The organism is Prochlorococcus marinus str. MIT 9515 (genome assembly GCF_000015665.1).
GTDB classification, from domain to species: domain Bacteria; phylum Cyanobacteriota; class Cyanobacteriia; order PCC-6307; family Cyanobiaceae; genus Prochlorococcus_A; species Prochlorococcus_A marinus_P.
Genome location: NC_008817.1, coordinates 1,382,235 through 1,403,581, shown reverse-complemented (window position 1 = coordinate 1,403,581; position 21,347 = coordinate 1,382,235). Strand labels below are relative to the sequence as shown.

33 protein-coding genes are annotated in these 21,347 nt (G+C 27.9%); 14 read left to right on the top strand and 19 right to left on the bottom strand.

Annotation, left to right across the window (positions count from 1 at the left end; all coding sequences use genetic code 11):
• The first annotated feature begins 49 nt into the window (after positions 1–49).
• Positions 50–1,609 carry a BCCT family transporter gene (locus P9515_RS07640; RefSeq protein ID WP_011820905.1) on the top strand — a complete coding sequence of 520 codons (1,560 nt, stop codon included), beginning with the start codon at positions 50–52 and terminating at the stop codon, positions 1,607–1,609.
• A gap of 84 nt (positions 1,610–1,693) precedes the next feature.
• Here P9515_RS07640 and P9515_RS09930 read toward each other — a convergent pair whose 3' ends face one another.
• From P9515_RS09930 to P9515_RS09915, 10 genes are all read right to left on the bottom strand, one after another.
• Positions 1,694–1,852: a hypothetical protein gene (locus P9515_RS09930; protein WP_011820904.1), complete on the bottom strand. Its 159-nt coding sequence runs from the start codon at positions 1,850–1,852 to the stop codon at positions 1,694–1,696.
• 131 nt (positions 1,853–1,983) lie between these two features.
• Complete coding sequence (locus P9515_RS09925) at positions 1,984–2,133, bottom strand: hypothetical protein (protein WP_011820903.1); 150 nt, start codon at positions 2,131–2,133, stop codon at positions 1,984–1,986.
• Positions 2,134–2,415: 282 nt separating this feature from the next.
• On the bottom strand, positions 2,416–2,601 hold the full coding sequence (locus P9515_RS07635; RefSeq protein WP_041710651.1) for a hypothetical protein: 186 nt from the start codon (positions 2,599–2,601) through the stop codon (positions 2,416–2,418).
• A gap of 177 nt (positions 2,602–2,778) precedes the next feature.
• Positions 2,779–3,315 carry an HPP family protein gene (locus P9515_RS07630; RefSeq protein WP_011820901.1) on the bottom strand — a complete coding sequence of 179 codons (537 nt, stop codon included), beginning with the start codon at positions 3,313–3,315 and terminating at the stop codon, positions 2,779–2,781.
• A gap of 106 nt (positions 3,316–3,421) precedes the next feature.
• The gene (locus P9515_RS09920; protein WP_187146027.1) at positions 3,422–3,559 is read right to left on the bottom strand and encodes a hypothetical protein; all 138 of its coding nucleotides are present in this window, start codon (positions 3,557–3,559) and stop codon (positions 3,422–3,424) included.
• An 814-nt stretch (positions 3,560–4,373) separates the two neighbouring features.
• Positions 4,374–4,559 (bottom strand): hypothetical protein, encoded by a 186-nt coding sequence (locus P9515_RS07625; RefSeq protein WP_011820900.1) that lies wholly within the window; start codon positions 4,557–4,559, stop codon positions 4,374–4,376.
• Positions 4,559–4,684: a hypothetical protein gene (locus P9515_RS10110; RefSeq protein ID WP_011820899.1), complete on the bottom strand. Its 126-nt coding sequence runs from the start codon at positions 4,682–4,684 to the stop codon at positions 4,559–4,561. Before P9515_RS10110 ends, P9515_RS07625 begins: the two co-directional genes overlap by 1 nt.
• A gap of 48 nt (positions 4,685–4,732) precedes the next feature.
• Positions 4,733–4,987 carry a hypothetical protein gene (locus P9515_RS07620; protein WP_041710650.1) on the bottom strand — a complete coding sequence of 85 codons (255 nt, stop codon included), beginning with the start codon at positions 4,985–4,987 and terminating at the stop codon, positions 4,733–4,735.
• Positions 4,988–5,912: 925 nt separating this feature from the next.
• Positions 5,913–6,335 (bottom strand): hypothetical protein, encoded by a 423-nt coding sequence (locus P9515_RS07615; RefSeq protein ID WP_011820897.1) that lies wholly within the window; start codon positions 6,333–6,335, stop codon positions 5,913–5,915.
• A 158-nt stretch (positions 6,336–6,493) separates the two neighbouring features.
• Positions 6,494–6,664 carry a hypothetical protein gene (locus P9515_RS09915; RefSeq protein ID WP_011820896.1) on the bottom strand — a complete coding sequence of 57 codons (171 nt, stop codon included), beginning with the start codon at positions 6,662–6,664 and terminating at the stop codon, positions 6,494–6,496.
• Positions 6,665–6,968: 304 nt separating this feature from the next.
• On the opposite strand from P9515_RS09915, the gene P9515_RS07610 reads away from it, so the two are divergent.
• Positions 6,969–7,184, top strand: coding sequence for a photosystem II reaction center protein PsbN (locus P9515_RS07610; RefSeq protein WP_011820895.1), 216 nt, complete (start codon positions 6,969–6,971; stop codon positions 7,182–7,184).
• Between the two features lie 473 nt (positions 7,185–7,657).
• On the opposite strand, the gene P9515_RS07605 is transcribed toward P9515_RS07610, so the two are convergent.
• The 4 genes from P9515_RS07605 to P9515_RS09905 are packed head-to-tail and all read right to left on the bottom strand — an operon-like array spanning position 7,658 to position 8,831.
• On the bottom strand, positions 7,658–8,086 hold the full coding sequence (locus P9515_RS07605; RefSeq protein WP_011820893.1) for a hypothetical protein: 429 nt from the start codon (positions 8,084–8,086) through the stop codon (positions 7,658–7,660).
• Complete coding sequence (locus tag P9515_RS09910) at positions 8,083–8,238, bottom strand: hypothetical protein (RefSeq protein ID WP_011820892.1); 156 nt, start codon at positions 8,236–8,238, stop codon at positions 8,083–8,085. Before P9515_RS09910 ends, P9515_RS07605 begins: the two co-directional genes overlap by 4 nt.
• 21 nt (positions 8,239–8,259) lie before the next feature.
• Entirely contained in the window at positions 8,260–8,634 is a 375-nt protein-coding gene (locus P9515_RS07600; RefSeq protein ID WP_011820891.1) for a hypothetical protein, read from the bottom strand.
• A 59-nt stretch (positions 8,635–8,693) separates the two neighbouring features.
• Positions 8,694–8,831 carry a hypothetical protein gene (locus P9515_RS09905; RefSeq protein ID WP_011820890.1) on the bottom strand — a complete coding sequence of 46 codons (138 nt, stop codon included), beginning with the start codon at positions 8,829–8,831 and terminating at the stop codon, positions 8,694–8,696.
• A gap of 147 nt (positions 8,832–8,978) precedes the next feature.
• Between P9515_RS09905 and P9515_RS07595 the strand changes: the two genes are divergently transcribed.
• Together P9515_RS07595 and P9515_RS07590 are read left to right on the top strand one after the other, a co-directional pair.
• Entirely contained in the window at positions 8,979–9,095 is a 117-nt protein-coding gene (locus P9515_RS07595) for a high light inducible protein (protein ID WP_011820889.1), read from the top strand.
• Positions 9,095–9,238 carry a high light inducible protein gene (locus P9515_RS07590; protein ID WP_011820888.1) on the top strand — a complete coding sequence of 48 codons (144 nt, stop codon included), beginning with the start codon at positions 9,095–9,097 and terminating at the stop codon, positions 9,236–9,238. The genes P9515_RS07595 and P9515_RS07590 overlap by 1 nt, the downstream gene beginning before the upstream one ends.
• A 583-nt stretch (positions 9,239–9,821) precedes the next feature.
• On the opposite strand, the gene P9515_RS07585 is transcribed toward P9515_RS07590, so the two are convergent.
• Complete coding sequence (locus tag P9515_RS07585; protein WP_187146026.1) at positions 9,822–9,995, bottom strand: hypothetical protein; 174 nt, start codon at positions 9,993–9,995, stop codon at positions 9,822–9,824.
• Between the two features lie 471 nt (positions 9,996–10,466).
• Between P9515_RS07585 and P9515_RS07580 the strand changes: the two genes are divergently transcribed.
• From P9515_RS07580 to P9515_RS09895, 6 genes are all read left to right on the top strand, one after another.
• A complete protein-coding gene (locus tag P9515_RS07580) occupies positions 10,467–10,871 on the top strand; it encodes a MarR family winged helix-turn-helix transcriptional regulator (RefSeq protein ID WP_011820886.1) in 405 nt (134 codons plus the stop codon).
• A gap of 264 nt (positions 10,872–11,135) precedes the next feature.
• A complete protein-coding gene (locus P9515_RS09900) occupies positions 11,136–11,282 on the top strand; it encodes a hypothetical protein (protein WP_011820885.1) in 147 nt (48 codons plus the stop codon).
• A 163-nt stretch (positions 11,283–11,445) separates the two neighbouring features.
• Positions 11,446–11,982 (top strand): site-specific integrase, encoded by a 537-nt coding sequence (locus tag P9515_RS07575; RefSeq protein WP_041710649.1) that lies wholly within the window; start codon positions 11,446–11,448, stop codon positions 11,980–11,982.
• A 7-nt stretch (positions 11,983–11,989) separates the two neighbouring features.
• The gene (locus tag P9515_RS07570; protein ID WP_011820883.1) at positions 11,990–12,466 is read left to right on the top strand and encodes a hypothetical protein; all 477 of its coding nucleotides are present in this window, start codon (positions 11,990–11,992) and stop codon (positions 12,464–12,466) included.
• A gap of 694 nt (positions 12,467–13,160) precedes the next feature.
• The gene (locus tag P9515_RS07565; RefSeq protein ID WP_011820882.1) at positions 13,161–13,346 is read left to right on the top strand and encodes a hypothetical protein; all 186 of its coding nucleotides are present in this window, start codon (positions 13,161–13,163) and stop codon (positions 13,344–13,346) included.
• 205 nt (positions 13,347–13,551) lie between these two features.
• A complete protein-coding gene (locus P9515_RS09895; protein WP_011820881.1) occupies positions 13,552–13,719 on the top strand; it encodes a hypothetical protein in 168 nt (55 codons plus the stop codon).
• Between the two features lie 103 nt (positions 13,720–13,822).
• Here P9515_RS09895 and P9515_RS07560 read toward each other — a convergent pair whose 3' ends face one another.
• Positions 13,823–14,455 (bottom strand): 2OG-Fe(II) oxygenase, encoded by a 633-nt coding sequence (locus tag P9515_RS07560; RefSeq protein WP_011820880.1) that lies wholly within the window; start codon positions 14,453–14,455, stop codon positions 13,823–13,825.
• Positions 14,456–14,549: 94 nt separating this feature from the next.
• On the opposite strand from P9515_RS07560, the gene P9515_RS07555 reads away from it, so the two are divergent.
• Positions 14,550–15,131 carry a DUF1543 domain-containing protein gene (locus tag P9515_RS07555; protein ID WP_011820879.1) on the top strand — a complete coding sequence of 194 codons (582 nt, stop codon included), beginning with the start codon at positions 14,550–14,552 and terminating at the stop codon, positions 15,129–15,131.
• Between the two features lie 54 nt (positions 15,132–15,185).
• On the opposite strand, the gene P9515_RS07550 is transcribed toward P9515_RS07555, so the two are convergent.
• Together P9515_RS07550 and P9515_RS07545 are read right to left on the bottom strand one after the other, a co-directional pair.
• Positions 15,186–15,386, bottom strand: coding sequence for a DUF2839 family protein (locus P9515_RS07550; RefSeq protein WP_011820878.1), 201 nt, complete (start codon positions 15,384–15,386; stop codon positions 15,186–15,188).
• A gap of 541 nt (positions 15,387–15,927) precedes the next feature.
• Positions 15,928–16,212 (bottom strand): DUF3764 family protein, encoded by a 285-nt coding sequence (locus P9515_RS07545; RefSeq protein WP_011820876.1) that lies wholly within the window; start codon positions 16,210–16,212, stop codon positions 15,928–15,930.
• Positions 16,213–16,356: 144 nt separating this feature from the next.
• Here P9515_RS07545 and P9515_RS07540 point away from each other — a divergent pair, with 144 nt between their 5' ends.
• The 3 genes from P9515_RS07540 (at position 16,357) to P9515_RS07530 (ending at position 20,320) form a co-directional block, all read left to right on the top strand.
• A complete protein-coding gene (locus P9515_RS07540; RefSeq protein WP_144038789.1) occupies positions 16,357–18,054 on the top strand; it encodes a hypothetical protein in 1,698 nt (565 codons plus the stop codon).
• A gap of 23 nt (positions 18,055–18,077) precedes the next feature.
• Positions 18,078–19,238: an LptF/LptG family permease gene (locus P9515_RS07535; protein ID WP_011820874.1), complete on the top strand. Its 1,161-nt coding sequence runs from the start codon at positions 18,078–18,080 to the stop codon at positions 19,236–19,238.
• Positions 19,239–20,113: 875 nt separating this feature from the next.
• Positions 20,114–20,320 carry a high light inducible protein gene (locus P9515_RS07530; RefSeq protein ID WP_011820873.1) on the top strand — a complete coding sequence of 69 codons (207 nt, stop codon included), beginning with the start codon at positions 20,114–20,116 and terminating at the stop codon, positions 20,318–20,320.
• A gap of 868 nt (positions 20,321–21,188) precedes the next feature.
• On the opposite strand, the gene P9515_RS09890 is transcribed toward P9515_RS07530, so the two are convergent.
• Positions 21,189–21,338: a hypothetical protein gene (locus tag P9515_RS09890; RefSeq protein ID WP_011820870.1), complete on the bottom strand. Its 150-nt coding sequence runs from the start codon at positions 21,336–21,338 to the stop codon at positions 21,189–21,191.
• Positions 21,339–21,347: the final 9 nt, after the last annotated feature.

Sequence of the window (21,347 nt, the reverse complement as noted above, 5' to 3'; positions counted from 1 at the left end):
TTGCTCTCTATTCTTATTTTGTTTAAAGTAACAAAAGATTTGAAAATTTATGTATAAAGCTATAAATAGTGCGAAAGCATTTTTAAGTGATCAATCTTTACGAAGTAAATCACTAATAATAGGGGGCTTGCCATTAATTATATTTCTGGCTATTTGTTCAATAAATTTAAATCTTGCTGAAAAAATTACTAATTATGGCAAAGACTTTGCTTTGACAAATTTTGGTTCTACTTGGCTAATAATGGTGGTTGGGATATGCATTGTTGGGTTCTTTTTAGGATTTTCTCCTCTTGGCTCTTTAAGAATTGGTGGACCTGATGTAAAACCATCTCTGAATTTTTTTGATTGGTGTGCGGTTTTAATATGTACTCTTCTTGCCGGTGGTGGAGTTTTTTGGTCTGCTGCAGAACCTTTGATTCACTTCTTAAGTCCCGCTAGTTATTTTTCTGATATTACGGGTGGAACAGAACAGGCTATTGATCCTTCTTTAGCAGTAAGTTTTCTCCACTGGGGTTTTCTTGCTTGGGGATTAGTTGCAAGTACTGTAACTATAACTTTCTCTTTGCTTTCTCAAAATGGGTACCCTCTTAGACCAAGAAGTTTATTAATACCAATATTCCCAAAAAGAATTGTTGAAGGATTAGTTGGAGATATTACTGATGGATTATCCGTCGTTGCAGCGGTAGCAGGAACTGTGGGCCCTTTAGGATTTTTATCACTTCAATTAAGTAATGCTGCTGGAAAATTATCTTTTTTGTCAAATAATAGTTTTTTACAAACTTTGATAGTTTTGGTCTTGACTTTGATTTTCACAATTTCAACCTTGAGCGGTATTCAAAAAGGTATTAAGTTTCTTTCTGAAATTAATATTTGGCTTACCATTGTTCTAGGCGTAATACTTTTATTGATTGGACCTACTTTTTGGTTAGTTAATCATTTTCTTAGTAGTAATTTTTTATACTTGAGTGATGTTAAAAAACTTGCATTACCAAATCCTAATGATGCTTGGGTCAAGGGCTGGACTATTTTTTATTGGGGATGGTTTTTAGGTTATGCACCTTTAATGGGATTGTTTGCCGCTGGTGTTAGTAAAGGTCGTACTTTTAGAGAATTAATAATTGTAGTTTGTATTATTTGTCCATTTGTGACTAATTTGTGGTTCACAATCCTTGGAGGTAATGGAATATTTCTTGAATTAAATAATCCTAATTTATTAGGAAAAGAGTTAGTAGAGGGCGGAGAAGCAGGCGTATTATTCTCAATTTTAAGTCAGTTGCCTTTATCGTTTTTAATGATACCAATTTCAATATTACTTATAGTCTTATTCATGTGTACGAGTGCTGATTCAATAAGTTATGCAGCTGCAATTGTCGTTAGTGGTAAGGAAAATCCTCCAAAAAAGATAAGATTATTTTGGGCATTGATGATAGGTTTTCTTACAATAGCTCTTTTAAGAATCGGATCAGAAGTTGGAGATAAAACAAGTATCGATGCTCTTCAAGCATTTATTGTCATAACTGCAGTCCCTGTCACTCCCTTAATAATTTCCACCATATGGACAGCTCCGAAACTTGCAATAAAAGAATATGTAAGGTTAAAAAAAGGTTAGTTTAAAATAAAATATAAATTACAGTGGGTGCTTTGGGAGCACTAGGTCGCAGGTTCTAATCCTGTCGCCCTGATCAGTAAAAACCTAAATTATGCAGTAAGGATTACTAAGAGTATTCCCACAAAATAATTTTCTTCGTTGGAGCGCCCTTTTTGAAGAGTCATAAATATTTGCAGTTAGGATTGCTCCAAAATTTACTAATACAAAAGTTAAAACAAGTATTTCTATTGCGAGGTTGGTCATAAGATTACCCTCCTTAATGTGAATTTAATATAAAAAGATCTTGTTAGTTTTGTATAGAGCAAAAATTCTTATTTATAAGAAGTTACCCTAGTATTTGAATAGTTTTGTTTTTTAGCTTAATAAATTTTTTTCTAAGAAGATTCAATTGACTTTAGATGTTTTGCGTAGCATGCTGTGGCGCATGCAACACCCTCGTTATTAATACTGCAGTAAGTAATGCATTCAAAAAAACTTTCTAACGCATCTTTATCTTTAATATTGGAGTAAATATCCTTTTTCATAAGGCCTCAATATTCTGGTGATTATTTAGCAGACTGAATTAAGTCGAGTCAAATCAATAATAAGTTTGGTTAAGTACCTATTTTTTAATGATTTAGATGATCAATAAACCAAAAAATCTTAATGGATAGTGGCAATTACTTTTTTTAAGCGATTATTCATATACTTTAATGAATCTTACAGTCTTTGGATTTAAGTTAAGGGTTAGCTGATTTTATTCATTTTTTAAAGGTTTATATTCGTGCTACTTTGCGCTTCAATACAATATCTTAGTGATAATTTAATTATTTGAGTCCAGCTTTTAGATATCTGTAGCCCTCTGAGGCTGCTAATGGCAATGTACATTTAATCTCACAACTTTCTGAACCTTGTTCAGTAGAGATATTTAATTCACAACTTCTGATGCAATCATAATAGGCAGCTTTTGGATCTAGTTTGTTTTTAAAGTGCTTATCTCTAAATGTTTTCATGTCGATCTCCAAAATGTGAGATTAATTTATAAGATATTGATTGCTCTGCATAGAGCATAATTACTCTCTTTAATAAAGATGAAATAATCTTTTTCACAAGTTATATCCTTAACTATTACCACCACATACTTAGATTTAAATCTTTGAGATTTTTTTCTATGACTTATCTTTAGATATTTACAGCCAATGCAATGGATAAGACTGTTCTCTTTTTTGAAGACGATGAAAGCAAAAGGCAATAACTAATAATATTAGTGAACCAGAAAGGACAGGAATTAAAATAAAAATAGGTGATGCTTTTAGCAAGACGCCCAGTAATGCAACTGCGCCAGCCGGTGGATGTAAACATCGAAAAGCTTGACCAAGAGCAATAGCCAGTCCAACTGCTATACCACTTGCTAAGGGAGACGTTCCTATTAAAAAGACACAAAGAACTGCAGAGATAGCTCCTGTTAAATTTCCAAAAACAAGATTTCTTGGCTGAGCTAAAGGGCTATTGGGAGCGGCAAACAAAAGAACGGTAGAAGCTCCAAAAGGTGCAACAAGTAGAGAGTAGTTAGATAAATTGCTAATTATTCCTAGGCAACTTATCGCAATTAATCCCCCTATAAAAGAGAGTAACGGCTGCCATCTTTTACAACTTGGTTGGGTATATCGACCTTTATCAAGTTCTTTTTGGCAGAATCTAATTAAAGAGGATAAAAGAGGTTTCATTATTTTTTTAGATAATTAAATTATTGAATTCATTGTTCCCAAAGCAATGATACCGAGATTCCAAAAGGTTGAAAATACTATTTCTAAATAGATATAGCTGGTGGCATTAATTAAATCTTTTTAAGATCTCGCATTCATTTGGAGGTATAAAAACTTCTTGAAATTTTTTAGCGTCTTTATTTAATGAATAAAAACTCCAAAATATATCAATAAATATTTCTTCTTTGAATTCAATATCTATCAAAATTTATACTCAGCAAAGTTAGTGACTAATGGGATACGTAAACAGTTTATTATCTATCAAATTTCATATTAAGGAAAGTAAGAGATTTAATTTTATTGAGTTAGAGAAGCTTTAATTAATCATTCTCCCTAGAAAATTTGGTTCACTAAGCATTATCAAATAATTATTTATAAGTAATTTTTATAAGTAAATGTTGTATTTTTAGCGATTAATAATGTAAAAGTTGTTCTTGACTCTTTTTTAAAATATTTTTATTGTCCATACAAATATATCTTTTATCAAATGTATCTTTTTATAGTTTTGACCTTTTTTGCTGCTTTTGTTGCTTTTATGAAGATTGGTTCAAATGACTTTGGAATCAAATCTAGTAAGCTACAAAAAAATGGTATCAAAACTTTCTAGTCAACAATAATGTAAATACAAAATGGAAACTATCGCAATTTTAAGTTTTTTTTTATTGGTAATTAATTTCTTTTTTAGAGGTAAAAATGATTTTGGTCTAAAACCTACACCAAGAAAAAAGTAATTCATTTTTTTTTCTTACCTTACTGAAAACTATCCCATCAATTAACTTCAAAGTTTTTAAATTTATTCGATTATTTAATGTCATGTTATGAAAGAATCAGAAGCATCCTATTTAAGAAGGAAGAATCCACAAAATAACATATTTAAATTTATCCTTATTTTAATAGTGATATCGGTCATAATTTTTTCTTACCAAAAAGATGGCTTCTTTTTTGGAATTTAAAAAATAATATCCTCCGATTTTTTTCTAAACGCTTTTTAAAAAATAAGAAAAACTGAAGAGAAGTAATTATTTTTCTGAATTAAATCTCAAAATAGTTGCGATTGAACTCTTGTCGCTTGGGGATAGTTCTTTATCTTCATATTTCCACTCAAACCAAGTGATGCACTCATTTAGGTTTGGATTTTCTCCGTAAGTTTTTTTCCAATTCTGTATCCATTTACCTAAAGAATTAGCTTCAGATGTACTTATCATTATCTATCCAACCTATCGGCATTATCTTTAAAAATATACGTAATTTTATGAGGTGGAATTTTTGCTTGATATTGTCGATAAAACTCAAAAAAATTATCTGAAAATTCTTTAGTTGAAGGAGACATGACAAAGAAGTTAGTTAATTATTTAGTTTAGATTTTATATCAATTAAATTACTTAGTTTTAATTGCAGGTTCATAAACAGCACCATTACATACTGCTACTGCAAGACTTTCTTTTGATTGTTTATCCCAACCTTTTAAATCCTTTTCCTTGTTATTAATCCAGCTAACAGTTCTATGAAGGCAGCGATTCCAGTAAGTAGCTTTTCTTGAAACAGGAATTAAAGAAATTGCTATTAAAACTATTGCAGCTGTCGATGTGATTACGCAGTATTTTATAATGTTTGGACTTTTATGAGGTGACATAAAAAAAAGACTCTTGCGAGCCAAGGTGATGAGGATTTCTATCATCGCAAATCAAACAAAAACAAACAACCCCATCTAAAGTAATAAATATTACAGTCAAACACCATATGTGGTGCTAGTATTTTATAAAAGGCTAGGTGATGGGGATTATCTTGCTTTTTAATTGGGCGTAGATAACGCCCTTTTTTTATGGAGATAACTTCGCCAGTACCTCTTTATTTGTACGCTTTTTAATAATCTCTTCAAAATTATAAACAGGACTTTATTTTTGATTAAGTACTATGAGGAAAGTATTTTTATAAAAAATTTGACAATGGCAGTATTTGGTAAGTATTTTGTTTTTTTAATTAAACTCTTATAGCTTGCTTTTATACCTTTAACTGTTTTTTGATAATAGTAAGTTAATTTTTTGACTGTGCCATCTTATTGATAGACTTAAGTTATGTACGTCTTCTCGTACCAATATGTTCATCTAACTTATAACTACTCTATCAATTCCAAAGTAATCAAAGGATATGTTGGTGTAGGTATCTAGGAAGTTTCAATAAAAATATTTAGTCAATTCACTATCATCAAAAAGAATTTATGAGACCTTGATTACTTAGAGGAAAATAGAGTTGATCACTGGAAGAGTGAACGCGAAGAACATCAAACAAATAAGCATTGTTTAATTGATTGTGAATAGGAAGTTATAACTTCACTATCTTGTAAGCAATTAGTCTGAGAAGAGTTGTCTAAAGACTTATCTTTTTTCTAAGAACTTGAATGTCGTGGTTTTAAGGTTGTCTATTCTCTCCTATTCGAGAGTATAAAAACTTTTTTATAGATAAAGTGTGTTTACAAGTCACTTGACTTGCTTATTAAAGTGTATATTTATACTCTTCATGATTAATCGTTAAGAAAATTATGTATTTTTGAGAAATGTCTAAACTTTATTAATACGCCCTCCATAGCACCCAGTTTCAATTTTAAAAAATCCTGAAGTTGCTTTCAGTAAATCTGTTTCATTAGTAACCTTTGATAGTTTTGACGACAAACTTGAAAACAGAACTTTATTCACTTCATGAGATTTGATTTTGTTTTGATAAGGATGCCATATTTTATCATCCTTTAGTAGTATCATTTCCCCGTTAAATTTAATATTTGTATTTTCAAAGCTCCAACTTGAAGGCTTTGATTTATTGGGTTTTTTTGTGTAAAAATTTCCTTTAATACTAGACCCCTTTGAAATTATGCCCTTAAGGGCATTAGATCTTCTTTCAGATAAAATTATAGAAATATTTGGGACTTCTTCGGAAACTAAAATACAATTTATAGGTTGAATTATTTCAGCTAAAAGAAAATACAAAAGCTTAAAACAAAAAAGGGTTATAGATTCTTATTTTAACTCTACTGTGAGTAACTAATGAATAATTTTTTAATTAAATAATTAATGCCATAGTAGCCAAAATAAACCACAACCATAAAGAACACCTATAAAAACAATTGCTGAGAGAAGAAAGCTATTCATTTATTTAAAAATTTATCTAAACCATTTTGTTGGAGATAAATATAAAACCAAATCGCAACTGAAGTATTTAAAAGGACAGTCAGTGAGATGGAAATTATTAAAAATTTCTTACCAACTCCGGATTGAGTGGTCTTATTACCTGCGATTGAAATCGACTCAAGTTTCATAAAAAAAAAAGAGTTAATTGCTAATTAGTTTATACCAACTGTCAAATTTTTAATGTTAGATGTAACTCTTTAATATCAATTGATTTGAATGTTTCCCAACACTAGTTTGTAATTTAAGATACCTTTAAAAATATTTTTAATTGATATTTGTGTGATAATTAATTTTAGATTACAGTAATTATTTACATTTTAAACATTTATTCTTTATATTTTTAATTAAAATTTGCCTCCTTATTTTATAAATTTTGAACTTGAATCTTTTTAGTAAAATAACTATGTTTATGAGAGTTTTTAAATTCAAAAAATGGTAGGTGTAACTAAAGATCCAACATTATTTTTACTTTTAGGGAGTATTGGATTACTACTTTTCGGTTCAATAGGATATGGAATATATACTACAGTTGGACCATCTTCATACAAGTTAAGAGACACTATTAAAGAACATGCAAGGTTGCATGAACTAGGTATTGCTCATGGGCACAATAGTCAAAACCATAATGAAGCAGATCATATTCATTAATAAAGTGTATTTAGATGTATTTGTTTTTCTTTGATTCTGATTTAACAACTGAATTCTTCTTTATTTCAATTTTTTCGGGAGCCTTATTATCTTTTTTTATTTTCCTTATTTTTTGGTTAACTAATCAGAATGCAATGTTTAAAAAGCAATAGTTTCCTAACAAAGAATTTATATAGTGTTTGGTTAACTTTTTAAGTTTAGTAATTATCTATAAACTTTTAACTTAGACAATACAAATTCCTGTATAAAACTTTCTTGCTTTCTAAAAATCTCATGTAATAGTGGTTATAAATTTTTAGACAAAATTTATGGCATTAGTACCTTTCAAATCAACTGAGAAAAAAGGCAAAGCAAATAGTAAAAGTATTTTAAGTCTTACATTAGTACTGTTCTCTTTGATAGCTTGGATGTGCTTATTTAAGTAGAAAAATCATGTCTAAAAAAGAAGGTAAAGAATTAGCTACAGTGAAGGTTTACCTCAATACTGGTATTGTTGCTGGGTTAGTAGGTGTTGGATTTGTTGCTTCAACTTTGATTTTTGGAGTATTACTTCTATTGTTAAAATAATTTTTTAAAAATGAATTAAACTCTGCTTCATTAGATTTTGAAATCTTATATGAACAGGTAGATTTAACCTCTAATTTAAATTTTTCTAAGAATTTATTTTTATCTTGAATAGCGTTCTCAGGAATTGCGGAGAAAAAGTATTCATATTTCAATGTTGATTCATTATCAAGACCAGTGAAAAGATTTTTTTTTATAGAATCACAATATTTCTCTGCAAGTTGATTAGTAATGAGATGATTTTGTGGATATGTGTTTGCGAAAATTGGTAATGTATTAAGGTAAATAAAATGTATAGCTAAAATTGATAAGAGACATGAGATTATTGAAACTCTCATTCATCTTTTTTGGAATTTAAAAAAGGTCTTATTTTATTTTTTAATTCCTCAATTGGCTTTTCAATAAACTCAGGTTTCTTTAATACTGCAAGAATAACCCACCCTGCGCTAATAGCGATAACCATTCCAAGATAAGCAAATCCATAAATCATTGATAGTTTTTTATCTAGTTATTATTCTACTTCTTTTTTGACATCCTCTTTAGAGTCATCCTTAATATCTTTTTTAACTTCTTCTTTCTTTTCATCCTCTTTAGAGTCATCCTTAATATCTTTTTCAATTACTTCTTTTTTTATATCCTCTGTAGGTACATCCTTAATATCTTTTTTGACTTCTTCTTTCTTTACATCCCCTTTAGAGTCATCCTTAATATCTTTTTCAACTACTTCTTTTTTTATATCCTCTGTAGGTACATCCTTAATATCTTTTTTAACTTCTTCTTTCTGCTCAGATGTCAATTTGATTTCTTTTCTTCCAAAATCATCTTTCCCTGCGACAAAGAAAATAATAGTAACTAAAAAAAACAGTGCAAAAAGAAAAACTTCCATTATCCAATATTCTTAAATTAACTTTATTAAAATAATTTAGAGAGCTCTTTTTATCAATATCAAATAATACAACCTTCAGTTAATTTGGATCTTTTAATCATTTTTTTTTTTTTTTGGTATTGTAATGCTGCTTTTAAATGTTTAACTTCTTTTTCTAAAATTTCAATTCTTTTTTCTAAATCTTCGTTAGTAGTCATTGTGAGGAAATGTTAATTTAATAATGAGATACTAGACTGTTTGCGACACATCTGACTCATTTATGTGTAAATTAACTTAAATGATACAAACTGCTCTCGAATTTTATTTACAATTAGTAATATTTAAGAGTTAATTATACTCAAACCATGAATTCAAACAAAGACATTCTCGATAGAGCTATTGGAAGACCAGCAATGATGGCTTTCATGATTTTAGTGGGAACATATGTTACTACAGGTCAACTTATTCCAGGAGTATTCTAATGGAAAATCAAAATCAAAAAAGGAACATTGATCCACAAAAGACAAGTGCAGAAAAACTTAATGGAAGATTTGCTCTCGTAGGTGTTATAGCTTTAGTTGGTGCTTATATTTCAACAGGCCAAATCGTCCCAGGAATAATTTAAGTTTTACGTGAATCTAATTTAAATTCTTTTCTCGTTTTCATAAATTGGGGCTTATTAAGTAATGCCCTAACTAATTCTTCATATATAAACATATATTCAAAGAGCTTATCTTTATTCCTAGTAAAACACCTAAACTTATCTCTCCTAGAGCTACTAACAGTTTTACTTGAGATGATTTTAGGAAGTTTTATCCATAAATTTCCTCTAGAATTAATAACTCTTATATTGAGATATGTGTTTCTTTTTCTTGTTTAAAGTAATGCACACTCTTGCAAGCCTCTATTGTCTCTGAGATTCTAAAGTTAATATCTTCTTCCATAAAATTTTTATCTGAGAACTAATATTATATGGTTATTTTTGGGAGTTTTAAGTTTTTCAAATTCTTTGGAATATTTAACTTTTCTTTCAAAAATAATATTTACATCGAGTTTAAACATACATCAGATAAAAAATTAAAGATATTTTTCAACATTGAGAGTTAAGTTCAGCATGGATTTTTTTATCAAGTTAGTTTTGATATGTCAAGAATATTTTTTGAGCGAAATTTGATTTTTTCATAAATTCCATAAGAGCAGAATTTTTTTTAATTTGCCTTATTTTCTTGAGCCCATGCTTTATGTTTTTGATCTAAATTCATAACTGAGTCTCGTTGAAAAGTTAACTTCAATTGATTATGAGCTAGCTGATCTTTCGAAACAGCCATATCATTTGAATAAAAACTCAATGGAGCTACTTTTATCTTTTTTCTATTTTCCAAAAAATTCTCCACATATTAATCTGATAATATTTATAAGATGATTTGGGAAGAAACCCCAGAAATTTAACTTTTTATTTGGCTTTGCTTTACAGATTTAATAAAACTTACTTAGTAAGTGGAAATTTTTTTTGACTTAAAATCTAAAAGTGTTGATCCATAATCCATCTCTCTCTATCTTTATATTTAATTGTCTACATCTGTTGCAGCAAAATATGATTATTAGTCTATATAAGTTGATGTAGCGATAAAGAATGATTATTATATTTTATTTTTAAGGTTTTATTAGATAAAAATTGTAAAAAATATTTTGTGTCTTCTAATGCTTTATAAAAATCTCATGATTAATTATGTGACATTTACATAGGATCACCAACTATAAATAGATTACAAATGATCCATGCATGGATCTAAACGTATAAAACGAATTATATAGTTTAGTATGATAATGATAGAAAGAAGAGTTTATCAGAGATGACACAAGCGAAACTCGAAGAATTACTCAAGATAGATAACGAATCGTACAACCTTTTAAGAGTTCTACATATGTTCATGAAGTTAGATAATACTCAGGAAGTGCCATTACAATCAATGGCTGTATTTTGGTATGTAGCTACTTATCAAAAGTGTAGTAAAAAGGATATAGAAGATCACTTCAAAATGAGCAAAGCTAGTGCCTCAAGGATGACGGACTATATAAGCAGATATCATAGACTAGGTAAGCCAGGCTTAGGTTTAGTTTCTAAAGAACAAGATCCAAATGATAGAAGAAGAACACTTTTGAAACTTACTAGGAAAGGTAAGGATTTAATAGAAAAGTCTTTCAGTACTCTTTATGAGGATGTAAAAGATTTCAATGAGATTGATTTTGAAGAATGAACACTCGTAATTTTATTAATTAAGTAAATTTTATGAAATTCCTAAAAATATAAGTCATTTCCAAAATGATTTTGTAAATTCGAAAGTTATTGTTTTTTGATTCGTGATAAGAAGTGGGTACGGTTTAAGGAATGTTCTAGTTCGGTTTCAGGTATGCATAAATAATAAATAAAAAAATAAAACTTCTTAGATTGTTTCTATGGTTATCATGAAACTACTGCGGAAGCTTTAGAAATCAACCATATACTTTATAAAAAAATAAATATGGCCGATCCAATTCTCTATATTTCAATGACTTTAGGACTTGCAGGAGTTTATGTGCTAATTTCTTTATTTAGCGATGATGACGATGATAGTGATGATGGAGAAAGATTAATATATAATCTCGAATACTCAAAGGCATTTAAATAGTTATTAAAACAAATCACTTTATCTCTTTTTGAAGGGTAACCTCCCAAATATAAAAACTCATAAATACATTGTTATTAAGTTTTAGAGGATTATATAATTTACTTATTGCAACTATTACTGAGGATATAAATAAATTTTGATTGATCTAGATGTTAAAAAATACATGGTAAAAACTAAACTTAACCTTGAAAATGATCAGTTACTTGAAATAGTATTAAAGTTGATGGATCTGATGTCTGAATGGAAGTGGAGTCTTGGAATGATGTATTGCTACGGTTTAAGACCTTATGAAGTTTTCGGATCGAAAGTTAAACAAGAAAATAAAACTTGCACTGTATTAGGACTTAAGGGGGAGGAGAATCAAGTTGAGGATAGGAAAGCTTTTTCTCTAGATAAATCTTTGGTAGATGTTTTTGATTTAAATAATATTGATAGACCTTGGGAATACAATATGAATGATAAAAAATATGATGCTATTTATTCAAAAATCAAAACAGAACAAATGAGTAAAAGATTAAAGAAAATTATTAAAAAAGAGAAATTCCCTCGATTTACAATAAATATGATTAGGCATAGTTGGGCTAAGAGAGCTATGAAATTAATGTTTTCTTCCTCTGATTGTGCAATTTCAATGGGAAACTCAATCAGGTTTTTTCATGATAATTATATAAGTTCAGATCACAAACCTAAAAATTCTTGAATTAAAAATGTTTAAAAACCTACTTTTCACTTCTTTTTTACTTCTAAACTTAACCGGTTTAGTTTACCCTTCAAAAAAAGAAAATACAAAATTATTTGATTACTGTTACTCTCTTGAAAAGATACTTTCTAGGAATTCGATACAAAAGAGAAAAAATGTATCCCAAAATCTTAGTTTAATTTCGAAAGATATTCTAAAATTTGGTGTTAGTAAAACTAGAGGACGTTTAGTAAACAAGATGATTGATCGATATAAAGCTTCTAAGAATTCTCAAATAATAAAAATTGTCCCTAATAGGATTTATTGCTATGCAGGATATTGGATTGAGAATACAAATCCTGGAACATTTGAATCAATTATTTACGCGAAAAGTAAAAAAACAATTAATGAATTTAAAGATTTGAAAAATGAAGTAGATGGAATATTAAATGATATTAATTCCGAATATAAAGTTATCAAAAAAGAATTTAAAATCCTTTTTTAATATTAATTAGTAACTGATTCATTACTCATTTAATAGAGATTATAGTAGGGATTTTTTTATCTTCTATTTCAGTAGAACTAGAAGTTCAATTTTTACAAAAATTAGAAGATAAAGTCATATATATTCCAACATAGAATTTCTCCTTAAGAATATTTTCTGAAATCGGTGATTTACCTAATTCAAATAAAAATAGATTAATAACATAAGGGATTATTTTTTATAAAACCTTTGTGGTTGTATTTGTAAAATTTGTTTCTAGCGTGATACATTCTGATTTGCAAATGAGACTTCATATTTTCTCTAATTTAAAAATTATTAGCACCAATAAATAGCTACCAAATATCAATTTTAAATTTATATTGATATCATTTTGTTTTTATATTCACTTAACATTAAAAAAATTCTATTGTTGATCCTTTATCCGTATATAAATGTTCCTCAAACCGAACATATCTCATAGCCAAAATTGTGAAAAACCTAGCTAAAACTGTAAGGTAACAAAAGTAAGCTAAATACATTTAACGCTAACTACACCAGTACAAAATATGTATTGAGCTGTATAAATTCATCAAATTCGAATCTTGGTGATTTATGCCTATTTTCTCCTTTTACTAGGCGAAGAACAGACTTTACTCAACTATGAAAATTCAAGTTCATTAGTCAGAGTCCATTAAAAATTCTAGGGAATTTAAATATGAAATTAAAAACAATATCATTCTCAATTTTAAATAAAAATGCAAGAGAAATGTCATATATCAAGGAAGTTTACAAAAGAAGAGTTCAATCTGAGATTGAATCTTATAAGGATCCTGAAGAAGAAGATAGTATAGATTCAATACATTCTCAACACATAATAATGCTCGATGGAATCTATATTTAGTAAACTTTCTAGCTTAAATGATTTATATAAAAATAGTAGATAATTTTGCTTAATATCTTGTTAACATTCTCTTATTTGGATTTAATACTTTTTATTTGTAATTTTGGTCTATATTTAAATCTTAAAATAATTAAATGATGCAGATTATACATCTAAAAGAGTACTATAAAAAGAAAGCCACAGACTGATAGAAAACATCTTTAGGATGAATAAAATTAATTCAATAGCTATGAACGTTTACGTATTTTGGATATTATTCCTTGGTTTGTGGGCAATAGTACCACTTATGATTATCAAAGGTAGAAAAGATGAAATAAAAAAGGTTAAAACAGTTCCTGAAATTAAAACTAATAAAAAGGGTTGGTTTAAATAAATCAATATTTTTTAATTTATCATTCATCAATTTTATAAGATAGATTTAGTGCGACACTACATAAAATAATTTTCTACTTTGATAATTATGAATAGTTTGTATTTTAGGAGCTTGCTAATCGTGAAATGTAGTCTTCAAAATTACCAGCATTTATCCAACCAGTTGCAATAGTTTTTATATCTTTTTTGTTTACTCTTCCTCGATGTATGTGAGATATCCCCGCGGGGAAGATAATAAGTTTACCCCTTTCAGCAGCTTCATGATGTTTCTGCCAAAGAAACTCAGTTCCGCCTGAATCCACATCATTACAATAAAGAATCCAAGCTAAGACTCTATGTACAGGTTCCGTTGCTTCATTACTAATAGTCCAATCACAATGCCATTTTTTAAATCCTTCTCCTGGTGCATAACGTTGTAAATTAAATATTGGGTTAACAAATAAAGATTGTTCTGGGCAGCATTCTCTAATTAATGAGTGATCTTCCAGATATTTTTTTAGTCCTGCATTAACCCCTCTAATTATGACTTCAGATATTGCAAAAGCTTCTGGGTCCGATCTGTCTATAGAAACAAGACTAATATCTGTTGAAACTTTATAAGGATCATTATTTAAGGAGATGTTTTGCCCAAAAGCGATACCATTAGTATGTAAGTCTTCTCGTCTATCAAAGAAAGAAATCACACCATCAGCTACAGCCTCAAATCCTGAATTTTTATATTTCCCAATTAGTTTCATAAAAAGGATTACTCTTTAAAAATATAAATTATCCTTTAATCATATCTTTCAGTTAACTATTTATTTTAATTATCTATCTATTTAATGTAAACAAATGGAAACTCTTAAAAAATTTCTTTATTTAGTTGTGGTTGGAGGAAGATCTCCAAAAGCAAATGTTGAACTACATGATGTCAGATGGGTTATCGGTTCAAAAATTGAGGATACCTTTGATCAACTAAGAAATGCTTGGTTTGGATCTCACAATGGTTTACATATTGATAGTTATAAAAAGATCGATTCAATTGATGGTTATAAAATAAATCTTAAAAATACAGATAAAACTAAATCAAAAAAAACTTCTTTGAAGAAAGTAGAAATTCCTAATAAGAATTTATGGTTTGTAAATATTGGAGGATATGATCCTAGCTCTATGCAAGAAAAACATGAATTTGGACTTATCGTTGCCTCTAATTCATCAGAAGCAAAAAATAGAGCAAAATCAAAATGGCTGATTGACTGTAAACAAAAACATAAAGACGATATATCTGAGGTTGATAGTTTTACGGATGTAGATGATTGTGAGCTTATAAAAAAAATAAGAAATTGGGAAATAGAATTAATACCGGATGATAGTTATGTGGAAGAAAAAAATGTTCCTGATTGGTTTGGTTATATGCGAATAGATAAAAAGTAATTTTAAATATATAAAGACTCACCACGTAAAAGTTCAGAATTAAATTATTAATAATTAACTAGTAGTATTAAATCCTCCACTAACTAAGAAGATAATGGCACCTAAAGCCATAGTTGCTACTCCCATGTAAGGATATTTTTTAATTCTTGATTTGGTAATAGGTAGCCAAGAAATATATCTATCTGATTTTTCGTGATTTACTTTCTTTATTCTTGGAGGAATACCTAAATCTTGTCTTCTTTTTGCTTCTCCCATATTTTAAAAATAGTATATGTAGACCTATAATAAATTTGAAGCCATAAATGTGCGAGTTTTTAAAGGTGAATTTAGTTTGATTCTGACTTGAAGTTTTTTATCAAAAGTTTAGTTAAATTATTTTTATGGTCATAATTATTTGGTTTTAGTTAATTATTTAGTGACTAATCTTTTCTAGATCACTCTAAATAATTTATCTTAGCGAAATTTTTCTTACTTAATTGTGATCTCTTCACGCAATCTAAGACTATCGAAAGTGACTATAAATATATTATTCAAATTATTTTTTTTCTTTTTTAATTTACGGTAAACAATCAATATATATAAAACGAAAAAATAAATAAAATAATTATTCATTTCAATAATTCTCTCTAAAAATGAATTTAATATTAATTAAAATTATTAACCAATATTATTAACCAATATTATTTTTGGGATTTGTAATCCAAATAATCAAATTCAAAACGTAGTTTGATGGCAAATTTAAAGGTTTCAAAAGTAGTAAAGTAATCCCTTGAGTTAAGTTGAATTCCTTTCCCATTTAATCTGATAACCAACTTGTAATTTTTGTAGTGCTATAGATATGTCCTCCAGCTTCAATATTCTTTATTGTTTCTGGATCGGAAAATATATGTTTAGCTACTCCTTCTTCTGCTTGATGAATAACAATAACTTCTTGGTGATCTGTTAAACCTCTACCTCTATAGATAGGAGATATTCCTACACTTTTATGAAATTCATCAATCTCTTTACTATCGAACATTTTAGCCCATTCTTCAAAAGTATTAGAAATTTTAAAGGTGAAAACAGTTGTTTCAATAGTCATAAAAAATAATAAGCTACATAATCAATATTTTAGGACGATTATCAATCAATTTAAAATATTTTGATAACTTCGATATTTAAGTTATTTTTATATTAATTGACGCAATTTTATAAATTGTTTATTTTGACTAAATTAAAAAATTTTTTGAGCGATAAAGAAAAAATAATTACCTCATTATTTATTTTTTTAGTTTTGATATCTCATTCAATTATCTCCTTGTTTCATTTTCACGAATGTGACTCAAGTGATGTTTATAAATACTTAACTGATTCTTCATTATTTTCAAAAGGCCATTTTATTGGTCATATATGGAAAACAGGCTTTATTTTTGCTCCTCTTAGAATTGTGTTTGCTTTAACAGTCTCAATTATTCCATTTGATTTTATAAGTTCCTTAATATTATTACCTTTAAAAATGACATATCCTCCTCTAGAGGGTTTTATTTATGGACTATATTTACCTGATCGATTTGGGTCGTTTTATGAATACGCTTCATTTATAAATATAGTTTTTTTTATTTCAGTAATACTACTTTTCTATCAATCTCTTAAATTTGTTGGCGTATCAAAATACATATCATTTCTTTGTTCGTTTGGTATTCTAAGTTTTTATTCTATAAATTCATATACCTATCATTTAGGAAGTACTATTTGGTTTATTTCAGGTTCGTTAATATCTATTTCTTCAACAATATTTTTTCGTAATAAGGCTTCAAAATATGGATTTAGTCTTGCTTTAATAACTAGTTATCCTTCAATCGTTCACTTTTTTGCTCATAATATTTATCTTTATATTAAGAGGATTTTTACAAAAAAATTAAGGGCAAACAATAAGAATAAAAACATATTAATTGATAAATTTATTTTGATAATTAATTCGAATAAAATAGGCTTTCTAACATTGTTATTTATAATCTTATTGTTTTTTCCTTTTAATAGCGGTAATAGAATTGATTTTGACTTTAGAGGTTTTTTGACCCCATTTGCTTTTTTTCCTCAGTATTCAAAAATTAGCATTCTTACAATTTTTACCTCAATCTCATTGTTTGTTATATCTTTCTACACCATATATAAAAGATTTTTAAATGAGATAAAGATTTCGATTCCATATAAAAACTCTAAATCATTAAATTTTGCTATTGATATTTCAATAATTAATTTAATTTTTATAACTCTCTTAATAAGTATTGGGCAGTTATCTTTTGGCTTAACAAGACATTCACTATTTATAGCACCATATATTTTGTTCTTGGTTGCAGTTGGTTTACAGTTGATATATTTGGAGTTCAAAAAAAAATTTTTTAAAGCATTTCTAATTAAAAAAATATTAAGCATTTCATTACTTACATTTTTAATGATCTTGTCAACTTATTCTTCTTATTTACGTTTTGATCCGCTTAAAACTAACGAAATTCCATTGAATATTAGAGAATTTGTTGCCAAAAATAATACTAATACAATGTCTTTAGTTGATTGTGATACTCATTATTTATATAACGATTTTTCAGAGATAAGGGCTACATATAATAAAAAAGATCCTCAAACATATGTTCCATTAGATTTTATTGGAACAAGATTATTAGTTACCCAAAGTATCAGAGAAATAGAAAATTTTTCATTCGATTTAAAAAAAGGCGATGAGCTAATAACTAAATATAAAAATGTAAAAATTACGCTTGTTGACGAACCTTACTTTAAAGAAAGTAATATATTCTTTGATTCTATGAATTTCGATAAGAATTCTTCACTATATGCAAAAAGGGATAATCTCTTTAGTAGATCTAATAGTATATATATTTTTCCAATAAAAGTAGTTCCTTCTAGTCTAGAATTATTATCTTGAGAAATTTAAAACTGCACTATAAGATGTCTGCAATTTTAAGAAAAATTCCTCTTATAGATAAGTGGATAATATCGAAATTAATACCAATATTATTTTTTGCAATTTCTGCTTTTACCATCGTATCTCTCTCCGTAGGGGTAATGTTTGATCTCATAAGAAAGATTGTTGAGTATGGATTACCTATTTTTATAGCTTTAAAAATCTTTTTTTTAAGCCTGCCAGGATTCTTGGTTATTGCATTTCCTATGTCCGTTCTACTCTCATGCTTACTAACTTATGGCAATCTTTCTTCAAATTCAGAAATATTAGCGCTAAAAAGTCTAGGAGTTAATAATTTTCGAGTAGTTTTACCTTCTTTGCTTTTGGCAGTTTTTATGACATTTCTTACATTTACTTTTAGTGATAATTTGGTTCCAATTTCAAATCGTTTGGCCGCTGATTTATTGCAGAATAGTATGGGGAAATCAATGAGAACTGAAAGAGGAAGATATAATATTTCATTTTCGAAATATGGTTCAATTGTAGATAGTAATACTAATAAACCTATTGATGGAGCTTCTCATTTAACTCATATTTTTTATGCACGGAGATTCCTAAAGAAAACCATGTATGATATTACAGTTATTGATTTTTCAAAAAAAGGAACAAAAATATTAATAACCGCTCAAAATGGTGTATTTGATGAAGAATTAAGTAGTTGGCAATTTAATAATGGAAAGATAATGGCTACTGAGGATGAGGGATCTGTATCAACGATAATATTTGATACCTACATTTATCCATTAGATAATGGTCCATCTAAATTAGCTGAGATCCCTCTTGACGCAAATAATATGACAATATCTCAAGCTAGAAAAGCTCAGAAAATGTATGAGATGTCAGGAAATACAAAAGAATCTAGAAAGATGAAAGTAAGAATTTATGAAAAAATGACATTACCTATGTCCTGCATAGTTTTTGCTTTGATAGGTAGCACGCTTGGGATAAAACAAAATATTAGATCTTCAAAGAGTCAAGGATTTGGTATTAGTATTATACTTATTTTTTTATATTATTTAACTTGTTTCGTTTTTAGTTCGATGGGGGTTATTGGTATATTGACTCCCTTTTTTGCAGCTTGGATACCTGTCCTTATGTTTTTAGGTTTTGGAACCTTCTTACTATGGAGATCTAACGGAGTTTAGTTAGGTATTGATCTTTTAAAATGATATATTTCTTTTCTAGTTTGTTTAAGTTATTTATCCATATATCCAACATTTTTTAATTGAAACTAAAGACTCTTTGTATTGTTTTGGCAGACTTTAGTCAAGAGAAAATGGTTATCTAAATAAAATCATACTTAAAAAAATCTAGTGATATTAAATTTAAAGTTGAAATTTTTGAAGTTTAAATTCATTCTTATCGGACTTCTTTTTTATTATTACGATAAATTTTGTTCTCCCGATTAAAAAGCCATAAAATAGCAATAATGCAAAAAGGGATAAGAATGAAATCTAGGGACATTCCGTTTATAATATGTATCCTTTTTTTAGCAAATTTTTTTTATTTTGACAGGTTTATTTCCTGAAAATATTTGTAAATTATAAATTCTTATTGCATAGATTTTTTCTATGTACCAATTGATCTAAAAACATTTTTATTAAAAGAATAATTTATCTGCTAGAAACTAATTCATTAACTCCATAAATTAAAAAAAAGTTTGCTTGTATCCCTACTAGCAAACTCTCATGACGAATAAGTTAAATTCAGATGAACTGAGCTTAAACAGCTAAGCACTTCCTAAATGCCATACTTGTATCATAGTAAGCAAAAATACTTAGCGTGAGTATAAATGCTTATAAGTAATCCAAGACTGATGTTTTTTCTTTAGTGTTAGGTCTTGAGTCAATAAGAGTTCATAAATTTCTGGTAAATTTGAAAGAGCATCTTAGATTCATTTCTGAATATCTGCATATTCGACACACATTTGGCATATTTTCCGCTTGACCTCTTTTAATAGGCCATTAGCTTTACATATTTTAATATTTATGTTACATTCATTAACAATTGTATATTCAAAATGTCAAACTCAGAAGTAACAACAGAATCAGGCGGAAGACAGAATATGTTTCCAGCTGAAACTCGTCCATATATCGATGAGTCTGTCTCCTATGAAGGTTACCCTCAAAATGCAGAGAAGGTTAATGGTCGTTGGGCAATGATTGGTTTTGTTGCTTTACTTGGTGCTTATGTAACAACGGGTCAAATTATCCCAGGCATCTTTTGATCTCTAATAAGCTAGTTTTTGATATTTATTGAATCCTTGACGGATAGATTTATTTGGTAACTAATGAATCAACCTCAAGAAGATGATAAAATTATTTTAATACCTAAATAATAAGAATATAAATTTTTATCTATAAATCCCTTATTCATATCTAATTAAATTTTTTAGAAGATTTACTTTTTAGCTCTAAGTATCAAAACGAAAGATATAGCTGTAGAAATTAATATAATATCAATTAAAAAGTGATAATTCATAAGATCTAATTTAGTTTAGAAAAAAAGAAATACCAAACAAATGCTATTGCATTAAGACTAAACATTACTCCTAGGAAAATATATGCAAATTTTTTTCCTATAAAAGCTGTTTCAGGTTCAAGCTTTACTCTCATTTTTTACCCTTAATTTAATAATAAATCTAGCACCTTTATAAACTGATATTTTTTTTCTTTAGATTATTACAGACCTACCCTAAAACACTGACTTAAAATTTTTAAATAATACTAACCACAAGAATATTTATATAAACGAGATTTTTCTCAATTTAGATATACTTCTTGAGTAGCAGTATTTAAGGGATTTTTTAAAACTGTATTCAAAAAAATTGGAGGCTAAATATTAATCTATTACTGCTAGTCTTAGCTTTTGAAATTAAATCCAAACAAATCAAAATCTAAAGATAATGACTTGACTCTTTATTTGTTAATTGATTAATAACTTTATCCAACCATTCAGTATTGGTTTCAACTTTTTTTGCCTTGGAATTTTTCTTTCTTGTAGGCATAATTCTTCCTCAAATTATTTTTAATTTAAAACGGATCTATTGAAAATCAATCTGCAAAATTTACAATTTTACGTAAAAAAAGAAAATTTTAGTCGCAATAAAAAAGACATTCTTTTTTAGAGGGATTCTCCCTGCATTTTTCTTCCCAATAATCTTTAATAGCAAAATTTGATGTTAACTCGTTTTTTGATTTAGTTGTTTTTTTTGGAAGAATATTAAAAGTATCATTTAATGCCATGATTAATAC

What these genes read in the sequence shown, in the direction of transcription:
- P9515_RS07595 (WP_011820889.1), top strand. Translation starts at nt 8,979, where the DNA reads ATGAATTCAAACAAAGACATTCTCGATAGAGCTATTGGAAGACCAGCA.
- P9515_RS07590 (WP_011820888.1), top strand. Translation starts at nt 9,095, where the DNA reads ATGGAAAATCAAAATCAAAAAAGGAACATTGATCCACAAAAGACAAGT.
- P9515_RS09895 (WP_011820881.1), top strand. Translation starts at nt 13,552, where the DNA reads ATGAATAAAATTAATTCAATAGCTATGAACGTTTACGTATTTTGGATA.
- P9515_RS09890 (WP_011820870.1), bottom strand. Translation starts at nt 21,338, where the DNA reads ATGGCATTAAATGATACTTTTAATATTCTTCCAAAAAAAACAACTAAA.
- P9515_RS07610 (WP_011820895.1), top strand. Translation starts at nt 6,969, where the DNA reads ATGGTAGGTGTAACTAAAGATCCAACATTATTTTTACTTTTAGGGAGT.
- P9515_RS07565 (WP_011820882.1), top strand. Translation starts at nt 13,161, where the DNA reads ATGAAATTAAAAACAATATCATTCTCAATTTTAAATAAAAATGCAAGA.
- P9515_RS07630 (WP_011820901.1), bottom strand. Translation starts at nt 3,315, where the DNA reads ATGAAACCTCTTTTATCCTCTTTAATTAGATTCTGCCAAAAAGAACTT.
- P9515_RS09925 (WP_011820903.1), bottom strand. Translation starts at nt 2,133, where the DNA reads ATGAAAAAGGATATTTACTCCAATATTAAAGATAAAGATGCGTTAGAA.
- P9515_RS07600 (WP_011820891.1), bottom strand. Translation starts at nt 8,634, where the DNA reads ATGGAAGTTTTTCTTTTTGCACTGTTTTTTTTAGTTACTATTATTTTC.
- P9515_RS07620 (WP_041710650.1), bottom strand. Translation starts at nt 4,987, where the DNA reads ATGTCACCTCATAAAAGTCCAAACATTATAAAATACTGCGTAATCACA.
- P9515_RS07580 (WP_011820886.1), top strand. Translation starts at nt 10,467, where the DNA reads ATGACACAAGCGAAACTCGAAGAATTACTCAAGATAGATAACGAATCG.
- P9515_RS07545 (WP_011820876.1), bottom strand. Translation starts at nt 16,212, where the DNA reads ATGACTATTGAAACAACTGTTTTCACCTTTAAAATTTCTAATACTTTT.
- P9515_RS07625 (WP_011820900.1), bottom strand. Translation starts at nt 4,559, where the DNA reads ATGATAAGTACATCTGAAGCTAATTCTTTAGGTAAATGGATACAGAAT.
- P9515_RS07550 (WP_011820878.1), bottom strand. Translation starts at nt 15,386, where the DNA reads ATGGGAGAAGCAAAAAGAAGACAAGATTTAGGTATTCCTCCAAGAATA.
- P9515_RS07640 (WP_011820905.1), top strand. Translation starts at nt 50, where the DNA reads ATGTATAAAGCTATAAATAGTGCGAAAGCATTTTTAAGTGATCAATCT.
- P9515_RS07635 (WP_041710651.1), bottom strand. Translation starts at nt 2,601, where the DNA reads ATGAAAACATTTAGAGATAAGCACTTTAAAAACAAACTAGATCCAAAA.
- P9515_RS10110 (WP_011820899.1), bottom strand. Translation starts at nt 4,684, where the DNA reads ATGTCTCCTTCAACTAAAGAATTTTCAGATAATTTTTTTGAGTTTTAT.
- P9515_RS09900 (WP_011820885.1), top strand. Translation starts at nt 11,136, where the DNA reads ATGGCCGATCCAATTCTCTATATTTCAATGACTTTAGGACTTGCAGGA.
- P9515_RS07570 (WP_011820883.1), top strand. Translation starts at nt 11,990, where the DNA reads ATGTTTAAAAACCTACTTTTCACTTCTTTTTTACTTCTAAACTTAACC.
- P9515_RS07530 (WP_011820873.1), top strand. Translation starts at nt 20,114, where the DNA reads ATGTCAAACTCAGAAGTAACAACAGAATCAGGCGGAAGACAGAATATG.
- P9515_RS07560 (WP_011820880.1), bottom strand. Translation starts at nt 14,455, where the DNA reads ATGAAACTAATTGGGAAATATAAAAATTCAGGATTTGAGGCTGTAGCT.
- P9515_RS09915 (WP_011820896.1), bottom strand. Translation starts at nt 6,664, where the DNA reads ATGAAACTTGAGTCGATTTCAATCGCAGGTAATAAGACCACTCAATCC.
- P9515_RS07575 (WP_041710649.1), top strand. Translation starts at nt 11,446, where the DNA reads ATGGTAAAAACTAAACTTAACCTTGAAAATGATCAGTTACTTGAAATA.
- P9515_RS09905 (WP_011820890.1), bottom strand. Translation starts at nt 8,831, where the DNA reads ATGACTACTAACGAAGATTTAGAAAAAAGAATTGAAATTTTAGAAAAA.
- P9515_RS07555 (WP_011820879.1), top strand. Translation starts at nt 14,550, where the DNA reads ATGGAAACTCTTAAAAAATTTCTTTATTTAGTTGTGGTTGGAGGAAGA.
- P9515_RS07535 (WP_011820874.1), top strand. Translation starts at nt 18,078, where the DNA reads ATGTCTGCAATTTTAAGAAAAATTCCTCTTATAGATAAGTGGATAATA.
- P9515_RS07605 (WP_011820893.1), bottom strand. Translation starts at nt 8,086, where the DNA reads ATGAGAGTTTCAATAATCTCATGTCTCTTATCAATTTTAGCTATACAT.
- P9515_RS09910 (WP_011820892.1), bottom strand. Translation starts at nt 8,238, where the DNA reads ATGATTTATGGATTTGCTTATCTTGGAATGGTTATCGCTATTAGCGCA.
- P9515_RS09930 (WP_011820904.1), bottom strand. Translation starts at nt 1,852, where the DNA reads ATGACCAACCTCGCAATAGAAATACTTGTTTTAACTTTTGTATTAGTA.